Annotated in this window: 21 protein-coding genes; 9 read left to right on the top strand and 12 right to left on the bottom strand. The window is 38.5% G+C overall.

Going from position 1 to position 20,308, the window contains the following annotated elements:
- Nucleotides 1–34: 34 nt before the first annotated feature.
- The 3 genes from AC5YGB_RS03555 to ffh all read right to left on the bottom strand — a co-directional run bounded on the left by AC5YGB_RS03555 (nucleotide 35) and on the right by ffh (nucleotide 2,341).
- The gene (locus AC5YGB_RS03555; protein ID WP_496137853.1) at nucleotides 35–409 is read right to left on the bottom strand and encodes a DUF4430 domain-containing protein; all 375 of its coding nucleotides are present in this window, start codon (nucleotides 407–409) and stop codon (nucleotides 35–37) included.
- 119 nt (nucleotides 410–528) lie between these two features.
- The gene (locus AC5YGB_RS03550) at nucleotides 529–897 is read right to left on the bottom strand and encodes a nuclear transport factor 2 family protein (RefSeq protein ID WP_496137852.1); all 369 of its coding nucleotides are present in this window, start codon (nucleotides 895–897) and stop codon (nucleotides 529–531) included.
- A gap of 40 nt (nucleotides 898–937) precedes the next feature.
- Nucleotides 938–2,341 (bottom strand): signal recognition particle protein, encoded by a 1,404-nt coding sequence (gene ffh / locus AC5YGB_RS03545; protein ID WP_020025821.1) that lies wholly within the window; start codon nucleotides 2,339–2,341, stop codon nucleotides 938–940.
- 59 nt (nucleotides 2,342–2,400) lie between these two features.
- Between ffh and AC5YGB_RS03540 the strand changes: the two genes are divergently transcribed.
- Together AC5YGB_RS03540 and AC5YGB_RS03535 are read left to right on the top strand one after the other, a co-directional pair.
- Nucleotides 2,401–3,189 carry a cytochrome C assembly family protein gene (locus tag AC5YGB_RS03540; protein WP_065353589.1) on the top strand — a complete coding sequence of 263 codons (789 nt, stop codon included), beginning with the start codon at nucleotides 2,401–2,403 and terminating at the stop codon, nucleotides 3,187–3,189.
- A 10-nt stretch (nucleotides 3,190–3,199) separates the two neighbouring features.
- The gene (locus AC5YGB_RS03535; RefSeq protein ID WP_496137851.1) at nucleotides 3,200–3,592 is read left to right on the top strand and encodes a GFA family protein; all 393 of its coding nucleotides are present in this window, start codon (nucleotides 3,200–3,202) and stop codon (nucleotides 3,590–3,592) included.
- On the opposite strand, the gene lepA is transcribed toward AC5YGB_RS03535, so the two are convergent.
- Complete coding sequence (gene lepA / locus AC5YGB_RS03530; RefSeq protein WP_496137850.1) at nucleotides 3,589–5,376, bottom strand: translation elongation factor 4; 1,788 nt, start codon at nucleotides 5,374–5,376, stop codon at nucleotides 3,589–3,591. The two genes, AC5YGB_RS03535 and lepA, sit on opposite strands and share 4 nt — an antisense overlap.
- A 50-nt stretch (nucleotides 5,377–5,426) precedes the next feature.
- Here lepA and AC5YGB_RS03525 point away from each other — a divergent pair, with 50 nt between their 5' ends.
- The 7 genes from AC5YGB_RS03525 to AC5YGB_RS03495 all read left to right on the top strand — a co-directional run bounded on the left by AC5YGB_RS03525 (nucleotide 5,427) and on the right by AC5YGB_RS03495 (nucleotide 8,797).
- Nucleotides 5,427–5,876, top strand: a complete 450-nt coding sequence (locus AC5YGB_RS03525; RefSeq protein ID WP_053820275.1) for a peroxiredoxin — start codon at nucleotides 5,427–5,429, stop codon at nucleotides 5,874–5,876.
- Complete coding sequence (gene ubiG, locus AC5YGB_RS03520) at nucleotides 5,873–6,577, top strand: bifunctional 2-polyprenyl-6-hydroxyphenol methylase/3-demethylubiquinol 3-O-methyltransferase UbiG (RefSeq protein ID WP_496137849.1); 705 nt, start codon at nucleotides 5,873–5,875, stop codon at nucleotides 6,575–6,577. Before AC5YGB_RS03525 ends, ubiG begins: the two co-directional genes overlap by 4 nt.
- A gap of 16 nt (nucleotides 6,578–6,593) precedes the next feature.
- The gene (locus AC5YGB_RS03515; RefSeq protein ID WP_496137848.1) at nucleotides 6,594–6,794 is read left to right on the top strand and encodes a toxin-antitoxin system YwqK family antitoxin; all 201 of its coding nucleotides are present in this window, start codon (nucleotides 6,594–6,596) and stop codon (nucleotides 6,792–6,794) included.
- A 32-nt stretch (nucleotides 6,795–6,826) separates the two neighbouring features.
- Complete coding sequence (locus tag AC5YGB_RS03510) at nucleotides 6,827–7,240, top strand: tetratricopeptide repeat protein (RefSeq protein WP_496137847.1); 414 nt, start codon at nucleotides 6,827–6,829, stop codon at nucleotides 7,238–7,240.
- Nucleotides 7,241–7,323: 83 nt separating this feature from the next.
- Nucleotides 7,324–7,794 (top strand): prepilin-type N-terminal cleavage/methylation domain-containing protein, encoded by a 471-nt coding sequence (locus AC5YGB_RS03505; protein ID WP_496137846.1) that lies wholly within the window; start codon nucleotides 7,324–7,326, stop codon nucleotides 7,792–7,794.
- Nucleotides 7,751–8,236 (top strand): type IV pilin protein, encoded by a 486-nt coding sequence (locus AC5YGB_RS03500; RefSeq protein WP_496137845.1) that lies wholly within the window; start codon nucleotides 7,751–7,753, stop codon nucleotides 8,234–8,236. The genes AC5YGB_RS03505 and AC5YGB_RS03500 overlap by 44 nt, the downstream gene beginning before the upstream one ends.
- A gap of 9 nt (nucleotides 8,237–8,245) precedes the next feature.
- Nucleotides 8,246–8,797: a prepilin-type N-terminal cleavage/methylation domain-containing protein gene (locus AC5YGB_RS03495; protein ID WP_496137844.1), complete on the top strand. Its 552-nt coding sequence runs from the start codon at nucleotides 8,246–8,248 to the stop codon at nucleotides 8,795–8,797.
- A 2-nt stretch (nucleotides 8,798–8,799) separates the two neighbouring features.
- Here AC5YGB_RS03495 and AC5YGB_RS03490 read toward each other — a convergent pair whose 3' ends face one another.
- The 8 genes from AC5YGB_RS03490 to AC5YGB_RS03455 form a co-directional block, all read right to left on the bottom strand.
- Nucleotides 8,800–10,041 carry a type II secretion system F family protein gene (locus AC5YGB_RS03490; RefSeq protein WP_496137843.1) on the bottom strand — a complete coding sequence of 414 codons (1,242 nt, stop codon included), beginning with the start codon at nucleotides 10,039–10,041 and terminating at the stop codon, nucleotides 8,800–8,802.
- 15 nt (nucleotides 10,042–10,056) lie between these two features.
- The gene (locus tag AC5YGB_RS03485; RefSeq protein ID WP_496137842.1) at nucleotides 10,057–11,802 is read right to left on the bottom strand and encodes an ATPase, T2SS/T4P/T4SS family; all 1,746 of its coding nucleotides are present in this window, start codon (nucleotides 11,800–11,802) and stop codon (nucleotides 10,057–10,059) included.
- Between the two features lie 5 nt (nucleotides 11,803–11,807).
- Nucleotides 11,808–13,370, bottom strand: a complete 1,563-nt coding sequence (pilQ, locus tag AC5YGB_RS03480; RefSeq protein WP_496137841.1) for a type IV pilus secretin PilQ — start codon at nucleotides 13,368–13,370, stop codon at nucleotides 11,808–11,810.
- Nucleotides 13,354–13,770 (bottom strand): pilus assembly protein PilP, encoded by a 417-nt coding sequence (locus tag AC5YGB_RS03475; protein ID WP_496137840.1) that lies wholly within the window; start codon nucleotides 13,768–13,770, stop codon nucleotides 13,354–13,356. The genes pilQ and AC5YGB_RS03475 overlap by 17 nt, the downstream gene beginning before the upstream one ends.
- Nucleotides 13,771–13,780: 10 nt before the next feature.
- Entirely contained in the window at nucleotides 13,781–14,497 is a 717-nt protein-coding gene (gene pilO / locus AC5YGB_RS03470; protein WP_496137839.1) for a type 4a pilus biogenesis protein PilO, read from the bottom strand.
- Complete coding sequence (pilM, locus tag AC5YGB_RS03465) at nucleotides 14,487–16,136, bottom strand: pilus assembly protein PilM (protein ID WP_496137838.1); 1,650 nt, start codon at nucleotides 16,134–16,136, stop codon at nucleotides 14,487–14,489. The genes pilO and pilM overlap by 11 nt, the downstream gene beginning before the upstream one ends.
- A gap of 108 nt (nucleotides 16,137–16,244) precedes the next feature.
- Complete coding sequence (locus AC5YGB_RS03460; protein ID WP_496137837.1) at nucleotides 16,245–19,766, bottom strand: PilC/PilY family type IV pilus protein; 3,522 nt, start codon at nucleotides 19,764–19,766, stop codon at nucleotides 16,245–16,247.
- Between the two features lie 10 nt (nucleotides 19,767–19,776).
- Complete coding sequence (locus AC5YGB_RS03455; RefSeq protein ID WP_496137836.1) at nucleotides 19,777–20,301, bottom strand: hypothetical protein; 525 nt, start codon at nucleotides 20,299–20,301, stop codon at nucleotides 19,777–19,779.
- Nucleotides 20,302–20,308: the final 7 nt, after the last annotated feature.

Raw genomic sequence — 20,308 nt, 5'->3', positions numbered from 1 at the left:
CTTTTCTCTCCATTAAATTTGAAACAATAATATCTTAAAAGTCTTCCATATTCAAGCGAATAAATGTGTCGTCTAAAAGAATCACATCTTGCGCTCCAACCATCGACATCGAGCCGTTCACATACAAAGCCCAATAGGTATTTCCAATAGCCTCAACTCCGCCCAGAGCCATGATTTGAGGACCATAGCTTGTATCTTTCACTCCTACAACAACTAACTGCTTAATAGCTTCATAAACATTCAAACCTTTTTCAACCATCTTAACAGCTGTTAAATTGATCGTGTCGTCTGCAGTAACTGCCAATGTAAGCTGGACCGATTCAGGCAACTCGTCGGCATAAGATACCGAAGAGAGTATTGAAAAAAGACTTATCAAAAGTAGAGTAAAGATTTTGAGATTTAATTTCATCAATAATCTAGGCTAAATAATTGGTCGAATTTTATATCAAAAACGATAAACTGCAAGATGCATCAACAAAAATAATTCTAGCCTTACCCTTTATTTCTTAATAGTTCTGTATTTGTTTTCTATTCTTTTTCTTCTTTTTCTAAATGCCAAACCTTTGAAACAATTTTCCAGCCGTTCTGACCTTTAACAAATGCTAAGTGATCAACAAAAACATTCTTGGGTGTTTGGATTCTAATTTTCACTGAAGAACTCATAGGAGATAAGTAATCAATCATTAGTACTTCTGATTTCATGATTTGACCAACACTTGCCGGCGAAGTTCTTGTTGATACATCTTCTAAAAAACTATCAATTGTTTCTACAAAAATATTTCCATTATCTGCATCAAAAAGACTTGATTCAGGGTGAAATACTTCTTTCAATTTAGACACATCACACTCGTGAATTCCTTCAAAATACAAATGAACTGCTTCTAATAAATCTTTCATTTTCTATTCTCTCTGCGCACTTATTTTCAGAATAACTGAGCTAGAAAGGAAATTTCTTATTACCAAAGCCAGGCATCTTTGACATATCAGGCATACCGCCCTGCCCCTGCATATCGCCCATCTGCTGCATCATCTTTTTCATCTTACCGCCCTTCATCTTTTTCATTGTTTTTTGCATCTTTTCGAACTGCTTCAATAATTTATTGACATGCTGAACATCGGTCCCAGAGCCGTTCGCAATTCTCTTTTTGCGAGAACCTTTGATTAAATTGACGTGGTTTCTTTCTTTAGGCGTCATTGAATTAATAATAGCAATCATTCTGGAGCTCTCAGAGTCACCAATCACCTGATTTTTAACGCTTTGTGGAATTTGCCCCATTCCAGGGAGTTTATCCATCAAAGCTCCCATTCCGCCCATCTCCTGCATCTGCATCAACTGATCTCTCATATCATCAAGATCAAATCGGCCTTTTGCCATTTTTTGGACATTTTTTTGGGCTTTCTTGTGATCAACCTTCTTAGAAATTTCATCAACAAGAGAAAGGACATCTCCCATTCCAAGTATTCGAGAAACAATCCTATCTGGATGAAAAGGTTCTAGAGCATCAGTTTTTTCACCCACACCCATAAATTTAATAGGCTTGCCGGTGATATGTCTCACTGAAAGCGCCGCACCACCTCTGGCATCACCATCCGTCTTCGTGAGGATGACGCCCGTCAATGGGAGTTTATCTGAGAATGCTTTTGCAGTATGAGCTGCATCTTGACCGGTCATTGAATCAACAACGAATAGTGTTTCAATCGGATTGACTTTCTTTTGAAGCAATTGGATCTCTGACATCATCTGCTCATCAATCGCAAGTCTGCCTGCGGTATCGACTAAGAGTACATCGTGAAACTGAGATTGTGCTTGCTTTTTAGCATCACTGACTATTTTTTCAGGCTTGTCATCAATCGTTGATGGGAAAAAATCAACATCGATCTGTTCTGCAAGAACTTTCAACTGCTCTATCGCTGCAGGCCTGTAGACATCTGCACTTACAACAAGTACTTTCTTTTTTTGCTCCTCTTTAAGGAACCTTGCAAGCTTTGCAATGGACGTTGTCTTACCAGAACCCTGAAGACCCGCAACCATGACTACGGCTGGTGGCTGAGTTGAAAGGTTTAAGGATTCATTTTGACCACCGATAACCTCAGTTAACTCTGACTCGACTAGCTTGACAAAGGCTTGGGATGGGCTGAGTCCTTCACCTACCTTAAGACCCACCGCTTTGGTTTGAACACGTTCAATGAAATACTTAATGACATCAAGCGCTACATCGGCCTCAAGAAGGGATCGTCTGACTTCACGAATAGCCTCTTTAATGTTGCCTTCAGATAATTTATTTTTGCCTTGAAGGGCCTTAAAACTATTGGATAGACGATCTGTTAAATTATCAAACATTACTTTCTAGCTCATTGAAATATCGTATTATATAATCTTTTGCAAAGACAAAGCTAGAGATGCCTTTACTACACACTCTACCATTTATTGCTTATTTGCTCGCTGGGCTTCTTCTGACTCGCTATTTTCTACTAGACACAGTAACAAGCCAACATCGATTAGTCGTCAACTTAATGCTCTTAGTCGCTGTCTCCTCGCACGGATACATACTGTTTGAAATGTGGCAGCATAACGGCGTTTTTTTTGGGCTCACTGTAAGTGTTTCTTTTGTGGCATGGGTTGTAGCAACGTTATTATTTCTAACCTCCTTCACAAAACCAATTCACTCTTTGGGGATGCTGGTATACCCGCTAAGCGCTATAGCTGTGATTGTCTCCTTTTTGTTTCCTGGAAGTGAAGGAAAGCTCCTTTCCATCTCGATTGCTGCGCATGTTTTTTTATCAATCGGAGCGTATGCCCTTCTCGCTCTTGCGGTTGGTCAATCAATCCTTTTGAGTATTCAGGAGCGCCTGCTGCACGAACATAACTTCAACACCTTTGTAGACAAACTTCCAGCACTTCAAACCATGGAAGACTTTCTCTATCAGACGCTAAAGATGGGTTTTTTACTGCTCACGCTCTCACTAATATCGGGTTACTTTTATATTTCTGATTTCTTCACCCAGCAGCTGACCTACAAAACAATCTTATCAGTCATGGCTTGGATCGGTTTTGCTGTCATTTTATTTGGCCACATGATCTTTGGATGGAGAGGAAAGCTCATTGTCTTATCGACCCAGGTTGCCTTCGCGGTTCTCGTCTTATCTTATTTTGGTACGAAGTTCTTTATAGAGGTTTTAGCAGCATAATGTTAGCCTTATGAAAACGCACAAAACATTAAAAGGTGAGTGTCTATGTGGTGAGGTCTCCTGGCAGCTATCAGGTCCCTATGAATTTTTTGGTATGTGCCAGTGCTCTAGGTGCAGAAAGGTTACTGGCGCAGCATTTGCGACCAATTTGTTTGTGAAGGCTGAGCAGTTTAAATGGCTTTCGGGCAAAGAGATGGTGGATGAGTATGTGATGGAAGAGCCCAATACTTTTGGGAACGCCTTTTGTAAAAAGTGTGGCTCAAGGTCGCCAAGATTCTCTCCTGCAAGGGGCTGGATGATGGCGCCTCTTGGAAGCACTATGGAAACTCCTGAAATCGAGCCAACACTCGTCTGCGCAAAAGATCACACCGACTGGTTCAAAAAGCTGGAGGAGATGCTTTAGTCGATATGAAGGACGGCAAGAAACGCTTCTTGCGGAATATCCACCCTTCCAATTGAGCGCATTCTCTTCTTACCTTTCTTCTGCTTTTCAAGTAGCTTTCTTTTTCGAGTGATGTCACCACCGTAACACTTAGCGGTCACATTCTTTCTGAGCGCTTTGACATTAGTTCTAGAGATAATCTTAACGCCAATACAGGCCTGAATGGCGACATCAAACATCTGTCTTGGAATAAGCTCTTTCATTTTTTCTGCAATCTCACGGCCTTTATAGACCGAGTTGTCTCTATGAATAATGAGTGCTAATGCGTCAACACCTTCATTATTAATGAGAATATCTAGTCGGATTAAGTCAGAGGTCTGGTAGCGCTCAAATTGGTAGTCCATCGAGGCAAATCCGCGAGAGACTGATTTCAGTTTATCAAAGAAATCAAGAACGACCTCATTCAGAGGCAACTCATAAACAATTGAGACTTGCCTTCCCATATAGTTGATACTCTTTTGAACGCCTCTTTTTTCTACGCAGAGACTGATGACAGGCCCAACATACTCACTCGTCACCAATATATTTGCTGTGATGATTGGCTCCCTGAACTCAGCAATGGTTTGTGGTGGTGGCAGCTTTGAAGGGCTATCAATTCTGGAAACGTTCCCCTTGGTATCTAGAATCTCATAGATTACAGTTGGCGCAGTCGTAATTAGATCGAGGTCATATTCACGCTCAAGTCTCTCTTGAACGATCTCCATATGTAGAAGACCCAAGAAACCAATTCGAAATCCAAACCCGAGAGCATCAGAGTTTTCTGGCTCGTACTGAAGTGCTGCGTCATTCAATCGCAGTTTTGCTAGCGCGTCTCTGAATTTTTCATAGTCCTCACCCGAGGTCGGAAATAAGCCGGCAAACACTCTTGGCTGAACCGGTTTAAATCCCTCAAGAGGGACATCAACAGGATTCTTGCTTCCTGTTATTGTATCGCCTACTGGAGCGCCATCAATGTTTTTAATGCTCGCTATTAAGAAGCCAACTTCACCAGCCTTTAAGCTTTCCGTTTTTGTTCTCTTAGGGGTAAAAATACCAACTTCGTCTACAAGATGCTCGCTCTTGTTTGAGAAGATTTTAATTTTTGTTTTGGGTTTTATCTCTCCGTCAATGACTCTTATTAAGGAGACAACGCCAAGATAATTATCAAACCATGAATCAATAATGAGCGCCTTAATTGGGGCATCTAAATCACCCTCTGGCGCAGGAATTTTCTCTACTATCTGCTCAAGGATTTCCTCTATACCAATGCCAGATTTGGCGCTCGCGTGAACGGCGTCATGCGCCTCAACGCCGACCACATCTTCAATCTCATCAACCACCCTCTCTGGCTCAGCAGCAGGAAGATCAATCTTATTGAGAACGGCCAATACTTCTAAGCCCTGATCCATCGCTGTATAACAATTGGCAACGGTTTGTGCTTCTACCCCCTGAGAGGCATCGACGATGAGTAAAGCGCCCTCACAGGCAGATAACGACCTTGAAACCTCGTAAGAAAAATCAACGTGTCCTGGGGTATCAATAAAGTTGAGCTGGTAGGTTTCTCCATCCTTTGAGTTAAAGTCAAGGGATACACTCTGCGACTTAATCGTGATACCTCTTTCTTTCTCAATGTCCATAGAGTCAAGAACCTGAGAAGACATCTCTCGATCACTGAGTCCGCCGCAAAATTGAATGAAGCGATCGGCAATGGTAGACTTGCCGTGATCGATGTGCGCAATGATAGAAAAATTTCGGATTTTTTGCATATCAATGATAAAATGACTGCTTTTATTAAAACCATGAGATTATATCGTATATGAATAAAGTAAACCCTACTACATGTGTCGCAACAAGTGATCTAAATGTAAACATTCCTGATGACCAAGGAAGAAATATTGTTCTCTACTTTTATCCGAAGGATGATACCCCTGGATGCACCATTGAAGGCAACGACTTTACAAGGCTGAATGAAGACTTTGCTGCAAATAATTCAGTGATCTATGGCGTCTCTAGAGACTCCATTGCATCGCACGATAAATTCATCAAGAAGTTCAACTACACAATCGACCTAATCTCAGACGAGGACGAGTCCTTGTGTAAGCAGTTTGATGTTTTAAAGCTTAAAAAAATGTACGGCAAAGAGCACATCGGTATCGTCAGATCAACTTTCGTTATTAGTCCGGACGGAGACATTCTCAAGCAGTGGGATAAAGTCAAGGTGGATGGACATGCTGAAGAAGTACTCGACTTTATAAAGGCGCTATGAATTCAAACGTTGACCACGAAGAGGTAAATAAATTTGCAGCCCTAGCAGCGCGCTGGTGGGATAGAAATTCAGAGTTTAAACCGCTACATGATATTAATCCGCTTCGACTTAACTATATCAAAGAGCAGTGCGGAGGCACTCTCGCAGGCAAACGCATTCTAGATGTCGGTTGCGGCGGCGGAATACTGAGCGAGTCTCTAGCGCTCGAGGGTGCTACTGTTGTTGGAATTGATCTCGCTGAAGCAGGACTTGAAGTGGCTAAACTTCATCTCCTCGAGTCTGGCCTGGATATTGATTACCAGTCCATATCAGCCGAGGATTTAGCTGAAAAAGAGACCGAATCTTTTGATGTCATCGCCTGCCTTGAAATGTTAGAGCATGTTCCTGACCCATCACTGGTGATCGAGGCCTGCTCAAGATTAGTGAAGCCACAAGGCCAAGTCTTCTTCTCAACGATTAACAGGAACCCCAAGTCATACTTCTTTGCCATTGTTGGCGCTGAATATGTCCTGAATCTTCTGCCGAAAGGGACCCACAACTATGAGAAGTTTATTCGTCCAAGCGAGATTGATGAGTGGGCTAGGTCATCTGACTTATCCATCAGCTCGATGATTGGAATGACCTACAATCCAATTACAAAAAAGTATAAGTTAGGTGACGATGTCAGTGTGAATTATATGGTCCACTACGAAAAAAAGTAGTCATCAAAGGCAAAAGATGCTTTTACATGAGTCATACAAAGAGAATGTATGGCACGGAAACCACAATTACTGGTATGAGAGTGGTCAAAAGATGAAAGAAAGTATCGATATTGATGGCCTATACTATAGAAGATGGGTCACTTGGCATGAAAACGGTCAAAAATTGGAAGAAGGAAAATGGACCAAGTGGGATGAGAAAGGGCAGATAATAGCTTAAGAAGATTACAAGGATGGAAAAGTCGTTTAATTATGAAAAAACTATTATTTACTTTAGTTTTGCTTTGTTTATTGATTAATAACCCGGCACGATCAGACTTTAATGATGGCTGGAGTGCATATTCTTCAGGTAATTATAAAAAGGCATTTACTGAATGGCTGCCATTTGCTGAGCAAGGCGATGCCCAGGCCCAGTACAACCTAGCTGGACTTTATGTTAATGGGTATGGTGTTGATCTAGATGAAGGTAAAGCTTTTAATTGGTATAAAAAATCTGCGCAACAAGGTCTGGCAAAAGCCCAATACAATGTTGGAGCTATGTATTTAACTTCGTCAGGTGTTGATCAATCATATAAAAAGGCAAAACACTGGTTAAGCCTTGCTTATGAAAACGGAATTGAAGATTCTAAGGCACTTTGGGATCAATATGAGCTCTGGAACTATTAATAGCATGCATAACATTCAACAAATATAGACCAAAATAAAAGGTATACTCTGAAAATAAACGTTCTAAAACTCAGGAGAGGCAAATGATTAAGAGAAATATAAAAGGAATGATGAAAGGTTTTACTTTAATAGAGCTTCTGATTGTAGTAGCTATTATTGGTATTTTAGCTGGTGTTGGAATTCCAATGTATAACGGCTACATGGCGAGTGCAAAAATAGAAAGCACAAACACTAACCACTCAAATACTAAGAGCTTCATTGCAGCATCTTTCACTAAATGTTCAGCTGGATCAACTAAAATCGTTTTAGGTACTTCATCGGCAGACTGTAACTCAAATGGATTAGCTACTAATTTCGCCACATACTTTAATTCAATCAATAAAAATCCTCATCAAACATCGCAGGCAGCTGTTGTAGTTAGTACTAGCAATACGCCTCCTCTTGGAGCTTCACACATTAGCTATAACAATAATACAATGACAATAATTACCAATATTGGTGATGAGAGTGGTGGAAACAAATATACTAGTAAAGAATCAATTGTTAAAGAATAACTTTTCTCTTAGCAGGAAATATAATCTTAAAACCCGCTTTTTAGCGGGTTTTACACTTATAGAGCTTTTAATAGTTGTTGCCATTATTGGTATTCTTTCTGCTGTCGGTATACCAATGTACAATGGCTTTATTCTAGATAGCAAGGAATCTGCAGCCAAAAATAACCTGAGGTCCATCTCCCTCATGGAGTCAGACTATTATTCAGAAAATAACGAATATTACTGGACTGATTCTGGCAACTCTCAAACCCCTCTTATAAATAATAACCTTTTTGGTGGAAAAAAAGTATTAGATGAGGATGGTCATTACTACTACTTTATTGGGATTCACAGAAACAACAATGTTAAAGGGTTTCAAGCATACGCGTATCCAAAATCTGGCAATAAGGGAACAAAATTTTGCATTAATAATTTTGAGGAAAAAATTAAAGAAAATTGTTAAAGTTAATCTATGGTAACAAATATCAAAAAAAGTTTTACTTTAATAGAGCTTTTGATTGTTGTGGCAATTATTGGTATTCTTGCAGGCGTTGGAATTCCAATGTACAACGGTTACATGGATGATGCAAAAAAAAGAGTTACCGAAGCAAATCATAATGTCATTTATGAATACATAGTAAATGAAACTACTAAATGCGAAATAAATTCATCAGCAGAATTGATGAATCTTAATGGAGAAAATTTATTAAAGTGCTCTGATTTTTTTGGTCCTAATGTTAATTGGGGAAATGTATCTGCCAAGATGAAATTATATTTTGACTCTCATATAGAGAATGCTTACAAAGCAGATAAGACAGCTATTCATACTGGCAGATATCAAGGTAATTGTGTTGCTAGTGGCACGAATCCAGAGAATTGGGGAGGCTTAAATGAACAAGGTACACACCATTTAGTGGTTGGCTGGTGGAAAAATTTAAACAAATTAACACTTTACCTTGATACTTGCATAGAGGCGAGTGGTAAAGCTTTAAGTAAAGCATACAACATTAGAGGTAGCGATTAAGCTTACAGCACTTCACCCAGTTGGAACATTGGCGTATACATTGCAACTAAAATACCCCCAACTGTCACACCCATAAATACCATCATTATTGGCTCTAGCATTGAAGTAAGACGTGAAATAGTTACATCCATCTCGCCCTCGTAATAGCTCGCGATAGAACCATACATTTCTTCCATATTTCCAGTCTTCTCTCCAACCGAAACTAGCGCTATAAATGATGGTGTAAAAATTGTTGGTGATTTTGCAAACAACTTTGACAATGGTTCGCCTGAAAAAACGCCACGCTTAATATCAATCATTGACTCTTGGATAACAATGTTGGTACTTGCGTTGGCTGCAATATCCAATGCCTCCATCTCAGGCACTCCAGCAGCCCGTAAATTACTGAGAATCATTGAGATTTTAGCTAGCGAGGATTTATTCACTAAGCCGCCAAAAAGTGGAATTTTCAATACAATGCTGTGCCACAGACGTCTCAACTTATAATTTTTTTTAATCGAAAATGAAGCAATAAAAAAAGCAGATATGAGTGATATAGCTAGAACGCCACCTTTTAATGGATCTCTCATAAAGTCACTTATATTGACAACCATTTGAGTGCTGCCTGGAAGACCACCAGGATTATTAGCAAACATATCTTGAAAAACAGGGACGACAAAAATCATCATAAGAACTACTACCGCTGTTGCTACAATCAGCAGGATGATTGGGTATGTAAGAGCGCTCTTAATGTCACTCTTAATTTTTTGCTGTTTTTCCATATTGATGACTAACTTTTGTAAAAATAATTGAACCTTACCGCTGGATTCTCCTGCTCGTAATAAATTGATATATACAGTATCAAAAACATCTTTATATTTCTCGAACGAATCGGACAAGGTTGTGCCAGACTCTACTGAATTGTGAATATCTTGAATAATTAACCTAAAGCCCTTATGTTTAGTTTGCCCTTCAATCATTGAAATAGTTTCAAGAATAGGTAAGCCAGCTCTTACCATTGTTTCAAACTTTTTAGTAAAGACAATAACTTCGTTTACCGGAATTTTTTTTGAGGCGCTCTTACCACTCTTTATTTTTGCTTCTTTTTGAGGCTTTGTCTCTTTACCAGAGAGCTTTACCAATGAGGTAATAATAATCTTGTCTTCTTTTAACTTGAATGCAGCTTCGTCTTTATTGAGAGCAGTAATTTGTCCTTCTGTATATTTGTTGGATTGGATACCTTTGTATGAGTATGTGACTGCCATTTTTCAACCAAATAATTAATCTAGTATTAATATTCTTTTGTATTCTTCTAAGCTAATATCACCCTGCTGAAGAAACATTCTCCCAACCTGCTGCATCGTTACAAAGTTATCTTTTTCTTTTGCAATTTTTGAGAGCTCTAAGGTAGTAGACTCTTTTAGAATAGCGGCTATGAGATTATCAGAAATTCTTAAAACTTCATAAATTCCTTTTCTGCCTTTATAGCCTGTATTTTTACATTTTTTACAGCCCTTTCCTTTGTATAGCGTCAGTCTTGAGGATTCTTCAGCTGAAAACCCTATAGATCTTAATTGGCTTTCATTAACTGACTGATCCTCTTCGATACAATCACTACAGTTTTTTCGAGCTAGACGTTGAGCAACAATCAATGTCAATGAAGAAGTAATTAAATACGGTTCAACCCCCATATTCATGAGTCTAGTGATTGTACTAACAGCATCATTTGTATGCAGCGTTGACATGACCAGGTGCCCAGTCAATGCGGCTTTGATAGCTATATCAACCGTATCTTTATCCCGTATTTCTCCAACCATTACAACCTCTGGATCTTGACGTAAAAAAGATCGCAAGGCTGACGAAAAGGTCATACCATAATCTGGATTAACATGAACTTGACCTATGCCATCAAGAACATACTCCACTGGATCTTCTGCGGTAAGAATATTTTTTTCAGGATCGTTGATTGAAGTTAGTGCGGCATAAAGAGTTGTTGATTTACCAGAGCCCGTTGGGCCTGTAACAAGAACCATACCTTGTGGCGATCTAATAGCTTTTTTGAAGGCCTGCTCATCTTCATCTTGAAAACCCAGTTTCTCGATTGATAAATCAATTGATTCTGTATCTAAGATTCTCATAACGACTCTCTCGCCATACTTTGTAGGCATAATTGAAATTCGAAAGTCAACCTCTTTACTGCCAAACTTAAGATTTATAGCGCCATCCTGAGCTAATCTTCTTTCAGCAATATTAAGTTTTGCCATTATCTTGATTCTAGTAACAATTTTCGAGTAATTCTCAAATAGCACCTTTGCAATTCCATCTTGCTCCATTAATACGCCATCAATTCTCCAGCGCATACTTGCTGAAGCCCTAAATATTTCGATATGGATGTCACTAACCCCTTCATTGATGGCGTCCTTAAGGCTTTTATCAATAAAATCAACTGCAACTGAATACTCCTTCCCTTTGGTTAAAGTAGACTCATCATTAAGTTTTGTTTTTTTCTTAGGTGGGCTTTTAACTCCATTAGAAACGCTATTATTTGCTTTGTTAATAGATGTTGTTGGCTGAGAATCTGAGTTTAAGCTATCTAAAATATCTCGTATTTGACTAAAGGTGACCAAATAAGGGTTAATTTTTTTATCAATCAGCAGCCCAATACTTTGGAGTTGATTCAAGGCAGAAGGCTCTGAAATAACAACATCCAAAGTGTCATCATGCATCTGGATAGGTGCAACTCTGTTTTCAGTAATATACTTTCTAGACAGCAATCCTGATGAGGTTAGCTCTAAATTATCTTGACTTAGCTCTTCTATACATTCCAGGTCATAGCTTCCAGAGAGTGCATTTCGAATAGTTTTTTCATCAGTAAAGCCAAAATCAACCAGCGTCTCAATGAGGCATTTATCACCCTCTAAGCTTGAAATTGTAGCTGAGCTTAACTGATCATCATTTATTAGGCCAAGGTTCAATATTAACGACGCAATTTGCTCAGCTGAATCTGTTGGAACTCTTAATGACATGACAGTTATATAATTCTTGGAGCCAAAAAGACGAGAAGTTCTTTTCTAACATCAGAGACTTTCTCATAGCGGAACAATTTTCCAACAAATGGCAAGTCACCAAAAACGGGAACCTTGTTCTCTGCATCCGTTGTCTCTTGTGTAAACACCCCACCAATAACAACAATTGTATCGTCTCTTATGAGAAGCTTAGTCGTGATCTCTCGGGTAGTAATAGGTGGATTCGCTTCATCATTTTTAGCTGTTTTCTTTTCAACCTTAACGGATAAGATAATATTTCCATCTCCAACAATAGTCGGCATGACAGTTAGCTTAACACCGGCCTCTTTAAACTGTATATCGGTACCCCCTCCCTCGGCCTCAGTTTTATAAGGGATCTCTTCACCTTGAATAATGACAGCTTCTTCACCATCAAGAGTAAAAACTCTTGGGTTAGAAAGCACTTTTGTAATGCCATCCTTTTCAGATGCCGATAGCTCAACCTTTAAATTTGAAGATGAAGTGCCAAGGATAAAACCAATTCCCCCGAGTGCTCCTGCAACCGCATTATTGGCTATTAATCCAGTTGTATCTCCAAGAGTTAATTCTCCTGGTGTTTCTGGCTGAGCGCCAGCAACTCCAGCGGCTTCCAAATCATACTCATTATTACCACCGAACGCATTTTTTATAACATCAGGGTTAGAGAGACCAAATTTAGCCCCTAACTCTTTCCCAAAATCATCCGTCGCTTCTACAATAAATGCTTCAATGAGTATTTGTTTTGTCCTAACATCAACCTCAGCAATTAACTTTGAAATTAAATCAAGCTCTGGTTTTGTAGCTTTAATAATCAAAGAGTTAAGTCTTTTATCAATGGTAATTTGCACTGCATTTCCATCTGAAGCCTCTCCTTCAGATCCTCCAGAACTCATTACACTTAATATCTCAGAACTAACTTCACTGGCCTCAGTGTAATACAATCTAAAGATTTCAGTATAAATTGGCTCAATGCCTCGCTGAGCATCTCTCGCTTTTTGCAAGTCCTCAATGCGCTGCAAGTCAAACTCTTCTTGAGCAACGAGCACGTCTTGGCTATGGATACGAATAATATTAGCCTCTTCATCTACATATTTAGCGAGTTTTTTCACTTTGAGAAGTGAATCTAGCGCTTTGTCCCAAGGCACATTAGTTAATTTAGCAGTTACTTTTCCCTGGACCTCTTCCCCTATCAAAATGTTCCTGCCTGTAATTTCAGAAAACATTACAGCCATATCCTGCACACTAATATTTTCAAAATTTAGAGATATAGGAAATATCTCACTTGAATCATTAGTGACATCCATATAGTTTATTATTTCTTCTTTATTGATCTCTCTTCTTTCATTTTTTGAGACTTTTTCTTGTTGCTCAGCATCGATAATGATTCTTGGACCTAGCGCTACAGTCTGAGCAATTACCTCTTTTCTGTCAGCGATAAAACTCTCTGGCTCCAACAAAACAGATTTGTTGGATTCGATAGCAGTGGAGTTGCAAGCAGATAAAAAAACTGACAATAAAGTTATTAAAAATATATTATTCTGTGTTTTCATTACTCGCACTCCTGTTTCTAACATTCAGTATAACAACCTTCTCTTCCTCAGTAACCTCAATACCTTGAGAATTAATATCAGATATTTTTCCCTCAGACTTTCCAAGTAAATCCCCAATTCTAATAAAGTATTCGGCCCCGTTATTGGCTCTTATAAGACCGAGCCTTGTAGAATCTGATACGATCACAGCCATCAAAATGTAATCTTGCACTTCGCTTTGAAGTAAAGGATGCACTCCTTCATCAACATCTAGCACAATGGGTGTATTAATCGCTGCAACCGTGTTACTATTTTCAGGATTTTCAAAAAGGGGTGTAAATGCATTTTCAGCCCAAGATGAGCCTATTATTGAAAACAAAATTAAAATTAGTAGTGGTAATAATGTTTGCTTTTTTCTCATGTCAAAACTCCTAATTAGGGTTTATATATTTTTCAGAATCATCTAAAGGGAAACGATAAGTCGCTATAGAGCTTGTAACTCTAACCTCGCCCCTCTTTGTTTCTGACTCCAAAACAACAATGGATTCATTTTTTAGGTTGATGATTTTCTTTAATTCAGCCAAGCCTTTTCTAAATTTTATATAATTACTAAAGTTTCCACTAATCTCGAAATCAACAATAAACTCGTAATAAGCAACTTTTTTTTGTTCACTATCAAACTCATCAGAAAACCCTGATTGGTCAGAGTCAACTTCAAAAATTGGCAGCTCCTCAGCACCTTTTTCTATTTTAGAAACCATTAAGTTGTTTCTTAATGCTAACATACTTATGTGACGATATAGGTCTTCTAACTCTTTGTCAGTATGAAACAAATTCGTAAGCTTATTGTAGTCTGCTTCTGCATTTATTAACTGGGCTTTAGATTTTTTAATGAGGCTATTTAACTCAATCACTTCAATTTTTAGATTTTCAACTTGAGAAATTTGATAATTTTTTTCCTTTAAGTCTTTCTGTGTTGGCAGGTAATACAAAAATAGATAGGCAGCAATCAAAGCAATCACTACGATGACTATAAGGATAATCTTTAGATATGGACTTGGTTGACTCTTACCTCCAGATTCATTACTCTTTTTAGAGAATAATCCTTTTAATAATTCACCAACGTCAACATTCATGTCAATTGCCATCGGTCGTCTCCTTTTGGTTAACTGTATCTTGGGCGGCTAAAGTGCAATTAATCGTAAAGGACTTTGCACTCTGATCATATATTGTTTCGACAGACATAGTTACTAAAGACGCCTTTTCAATAACTGAAACTTTTGACAGATTATCGATGAACGACAAGATGTTATTGTCACTGGTCGTTAAGCCATAAACCATGACTCCTTGCATGTCATCAAAATCTATTTTACTCAACTTTAAATACTGATTAGGAATAGCCTTATTAATGCCGATTAGGACAGAGTACATGAATTCTTGATTAGAGGTCATATTTTCGGTAGCCTTTAAGGTTCCAGCCAAAAGGTTTTTTTTCTGAATTAAATCCTCTAATTCAAGCTGTTTTTCATCTTTTTGCATCACCAGAGAATTGTATTCAAATAAAAGTGAGTCAACTCGTTCAACTTCATTTTTGTTCATTAGAAAATTCCAGACGCCCAATGAAATCGCGGCAATAATAAAAAGTACGATTCCCCAACGTGAAAAGAATTTTATTTTTTCCTGACTTCTAACATTTTCTCTGTTTGGCAAAAGGTTAATATTATTTGTCCCTGTTACATACTCATAGTAGCCAAAGACATCTAGCTTTCGGGTGGCTAAGCCCAGTGCAGATGAAAAAATTGAGCTGTTAAGCTCGGCAGATGATTTCTCAACTAAGTTTTCAGGAATCTTAACGCTCATTAATGGGTCAAAAACCTCGACATTGATGTCTGGCATTGCTTCATTAAAGTGAACCAAAATTCGATCGATAACGGGTATTGTTGATGAAATTAGAACTGACTCAATGGGCTTTATCTTGTATTTAGTTTGATATGATGAAATCATTTGCTTAACTTGCATTGAAAACCTTGAGCTAATCAACCTTAAAGATTCATCACTAACTTCACTATCCAGAAGAGTATTACGGTCCTTTTCAGATAAATAAATATCTGAAATGAAGGGGGAGTCTTCATGAAGAATCAAAATGTAATTCTCAAATGCTCCAAACTCAACTATGGAAACTGTCGAGTCTGATTTGGTTAAATCATCTCGCAGTGTGAGTGCATTTCTTGTAGCAAAGCAACGAACATCAACAACGACCGGGTTTAATCCTGCCTGTCTAACGATATTGAGATATTTATCTATATCGTCCAATTTAGAGGCAACAAACAACAAATGCATTTGGTTTTCTGATGGCTCTCGCTTTAAAACCTGCCAAAAAACCGAGTACTCTTCAAGGTCATCCGCAAGTTGGACTGCGTTTTCCCATAACGAGTCAGTCGCAACTGCCTCTTTGAGCTCCTCATCAGTCATCAATGGAAGTGGAATCACCTTAATAATCGCGCTACTCACAGGGATTGAGACTGCTGCGCTTTTTGTTTTAATTTTGCTTGATGATACTAACTGCAATAATTTATTAACATAAAGCTCAGGACTCTCAACAACATCGTTAAGGGAGCTACCCTCAATATATTTATATCCTAGCTTAGTGAGCGTCCATTTTTTCTTGCTAGATTCAAGCTGTGCAACCCTAATACAGCTTGGAGAAATATCAACTCCGACTACATCTTCTTGCTCAACAGTTAACTTGCTGAGGTAGTTGAGTATTAATTTAAGTATTTTTTTCATTATTTATTTGTAAATTAAGCAACAGAACTCATAACTTGAAATTTGATTATAGCTTTCATAATGAGCTGTAAGCGATGTTTTTATAAAATTATAAAGAAATATTAACACTTAAAATATTTCTCGCCAAGACTCAGTCGTGATTTTTCCTTGTATAGTCTTTTTATCTTCTTTTTCTACCGGTGTTAAGACGATTAGGTTTCCCTTTCGCTCCCCTATTTCTTTATCACCATCCTTCATCACTTCATCTTTATCGGCATCACCAGTGATACCAATATAGATTTTGTCCTTAAACACGACTGCTCCAGTAGCAATTCCTCCACCTAGCTCTGTCTCCCTTTCTTTATCACCACATGTATAGCCGTGCTCTGAAAGGGTTGCGTTTCCACTCTTGCATAGGTCTACAGTGTTGGGTATATAGCGTGAAGCGATTATGCTTTCATTGTGAACAGCAATTTGGCCAGTAATCCTTTCATTTTTGTCAAGATTGAAGTACCAGCCAGTATCACTCTCAACAGGGCACATTGCTCCTTTGTCTGTTGTGTCTTTCAGCTGACTAGAAACGGGAGCTGCTTTCATTGTGACAAATTGAGGAAAGTTTGAATCTTTAATCCCGTAAACCCTGTTTTGAATGTTGTCTGAAATCCTTTGTATCTTTTGTTGGTTGCCTGTTCCGTAATAGAGCCATAAATTCTTATCGCTATCAATCGAAGGAGTTACTTGAAAGGATTCCATGCGATCATTATCAAAAGTAGAATCTGCCTTGAATATTTGAGTGTAATCAAATAACGTTCCTTGGTTCGTTAAATTAAGCTTCCATAGACTCCCCTCTAGGTCAGCAAAATAGACCATAGCCCCCTTATAGTTTGCTAGAGAGGTGCTATCAGGAGTAATGGCCACTACTGGTGCTGGGACTGAATTAGCAATACTGTTACCAGCTATATCAGCTATATCAATTCGTTTTAGAACTTTTCCTTGGTTTTCAAGGTCGACAATGTAAATTGAGGCGCCATAAGTGTCATTGACACCGCCATTAAAGCCTGCACCAAAAACAGCGACCCATTTCTGTTTGCCCTCATAAGGCATAAGAATAATTTGAGGTGTCGAGGTCGCATCCCCAATTTTTGAATACGCAAACTCAGAGTCGGCGTTACCAGCATAACCTAGGTCTGTCTTGTGACCAGAGGAATCCCAATGTGAAACAATCTTATTGATTAAATCGTTACTAAATGCAAATAAAAAAGAAGGGTTATTTGGATTTGTGACGTCAAGTGCAAAGTACCCCCTTCCACCCATTCCTAATCCAGACATTAAAACAGTTCGCCACTTATAGTTATAGTAAATATCTTTTACAATTGGAGAGCCATCCACACCATAAATTGAGACGCTCTGACCGCTCTTACTTGAAATGGCAGTTCTCATTTTGGAGAGCAGCATTGGAGGCAAGAATGCCCACAATTCTTCTCCATTTTTGGCATCAAAAGCATGCAATAATCCATCGTTTGCGCCTACATAGACTATATTTTTTCTTTGGGCGCAGTTGCCACCGCAACTATTTCCGTTACGAAATCTTCCTTGGTAGGCATTGTTGTATCTGTAGTAAGCCTCCGAATTAACATTGGCGTTGGATGATTTAGCAGATGGCGGGCCAATGACTTTTAATTCAGAGTGGTAGATGTCACCTAACTTCCATCTCTCTCCGCTAAGAAGCTTATACTTTGACTCTTCAGTAGCATTCACTTCGTTGTAGGAGTCGACACCACGAATAAAATCTATCAAATCACTGGCCTGACTATCTGTTGGTTCGGTGGGTGCGTTTTCCCAGAGGAGGTACTTTAATTTATCAGCATTTCCAGTCACAAAGTTGTTGATTGTTGTTGACACATTGAAATCACTTGCAATAGTCCAAATTTGTCTACTTGCAGCACTTCTAAGGTTAAGTTTTTTGGCAGCGTCCCATTCTGGATTATCCTTTGGGACGCCATTAAGGAGCTGATATTTTTTTAAATCCCCTTTCCATTGGTGACTTTTTGTATACTCAAACGTTGACTGGTAGACATAGTCCTCCTGGCTTGATTCATGTTTTAAAACCGGCTTTGTAAAGGTTGAGGTATTGCTGTCTACCGCCAAGCGAATAAATTCAAGTAACGCGTCAATAATGGTTTGTTTGTGGATTGCTGCAACTGGTGAATAATCGTTACTGTCATCACCATCATTTGAATAAGTCCCCCCGGCCTCAGCTAGATCCTTGAGCTGTCCTGGAATAGCTGAAAGCATGGAAACAACAAATGTTTTAATGTCCTTTTTTGTAAATAACTCTTTTGCCCTTAACTTACCGTAATAGGCATGACCGTCTCTTAAACCTCCATCAGTCAGAACAACCAGCGTTGTATTCTGACATTTGGCGGCCTCAGGATACCAATTTTCGAGTCTGGCAACTGTTCTCTGAGCTAGGAGCATTGCTTTGCCGATATCAGTGCAACTAGCAAATGGGCAGTTTGCAGTTATCCCGTCAATCATGTTATAAATTTCCTGTGCACCAGATGCCTTAATGTCTACTACAATTCTTGCATCGGAATCCCAAATCATCAATCCAAAGTTTGCCCCCTTATTGAGCTCAGTATTTGAAACAATCCACTTAATTGACTCTTTGGCGATATCTAGTTTGGTTTTACCGCCAATAAAGGAGAGGAAGTTACCATCTTTATCAAATTTTTTGATGGCATGGTTAAACCTATCATTAACAAAAACATTGCCATCGGGACCAATACTGAGTCCTGCCGGTCTATTAAAGCCCCCCCATTGTTTTATGAAAGCACCATCATGGGAAAACTTTTGAATTAGGTTAGTATTATAATTTGCGACATAGGCGCCGCTATCTGATACCTTGACATCCCATGCCCATCCTGAGGTATTCCATTTATTAACACCTAGAACTGCTGGAACTCCTTCTAGATAAAGTCCAGGTGTCCCACCCAAAACTTTTGGGTATTTGGTAAAAGTTTTATTATATGCATTTGCAATATAAATGTCGTCTTCATAAACTGATAAGCCAAATGGATAGCTTCTCACACCACTTACGTCATAATTGTTTATGTGACTAAGTTTTATATCATCTTGCCTTATCCTAAAAACATAAATATTACTAATAGACGTATAAATATTTCCATTAGCTTTATCAATTTCAAGAGCATCAGGTCGATAAACTCTTCCTGATGCTGTGTAAACACGTATAAAGTTGCCGTCATTATCAAATTTTTGAATACGATGATTTTTATAGTCCGACACATAAACATTATCATCGCCATCTATAGCTATTCGAAGTGCATATTTAAATTTTCCATGTTGACCTCCCCAGCCACCCCATGACTTAACAAAATTACCATCGGCATCAAACTTCTTTATCAAGTGGTGTCCAATCTGAGACACAAAGACATTGCCTTTAGAGTCGACAGCGACATCTAGTGGAGTCGATAAAGGGCTAGCTGATGCACCTGCATTCATACTAGATGAAACATCCAGCATCAACAGAATATTTGCTGGAAGATCTGAGCCTAAACCTGGTGGCGGAGATTTAGCATGAACACTAGAGCAAGCTATTAGAAGTATTAGAGTTTTTAGAAGTATCTTCATAGTCTATATCTTAGTTAGCGAAAGCCTCGTCTTTTTCAACTTGCTTGTTAATTAGATCCGAATGATTTTTCGATTCAATAAGGATTGATTCAGCGAAGCCAGACTCATCACTTTCAACGGCATACTGAATTAATGCATTGGACTGATCCCAAAACCAACTGGCGTTAGGCTTGGTTTCATAAAAACTTTTAGGCTTTTTCTTAATTTCACCGTATTGAGACTCTGCCCAATCAACAAGAGATGGCTGCCCTTCCCCAAAATTGTAGCGAGTTAACTCTATTCTAACTAGACTATCTTCAAGAAATATAAAGAATACCGGGGTCCCTTCAAATAATATTTCATTATTACAAACAATCTCTCCAGGTACAAAGAGACGGTTTGGTGTTGAAACACTAATAATAGGAACGTCTCCAATTAACTGAGATACTTTTTCATAATTTGAGCCAAATTTGAAAATGTCCAAATCGCATTTAGCATGAGTAGCGCCTATAAGGACAAATTGAAGCATTAAAATTTTAAAGATATTTTTTGTCATAAATAAA

The sequence above is a fragment of the Candidatus Pseudothioglobus sp. uisw_142 genome (genome assembly GCF_059512465.1).
This window is presented reverse-complemented; position numbering and strand designations above follow the sequence as displayed.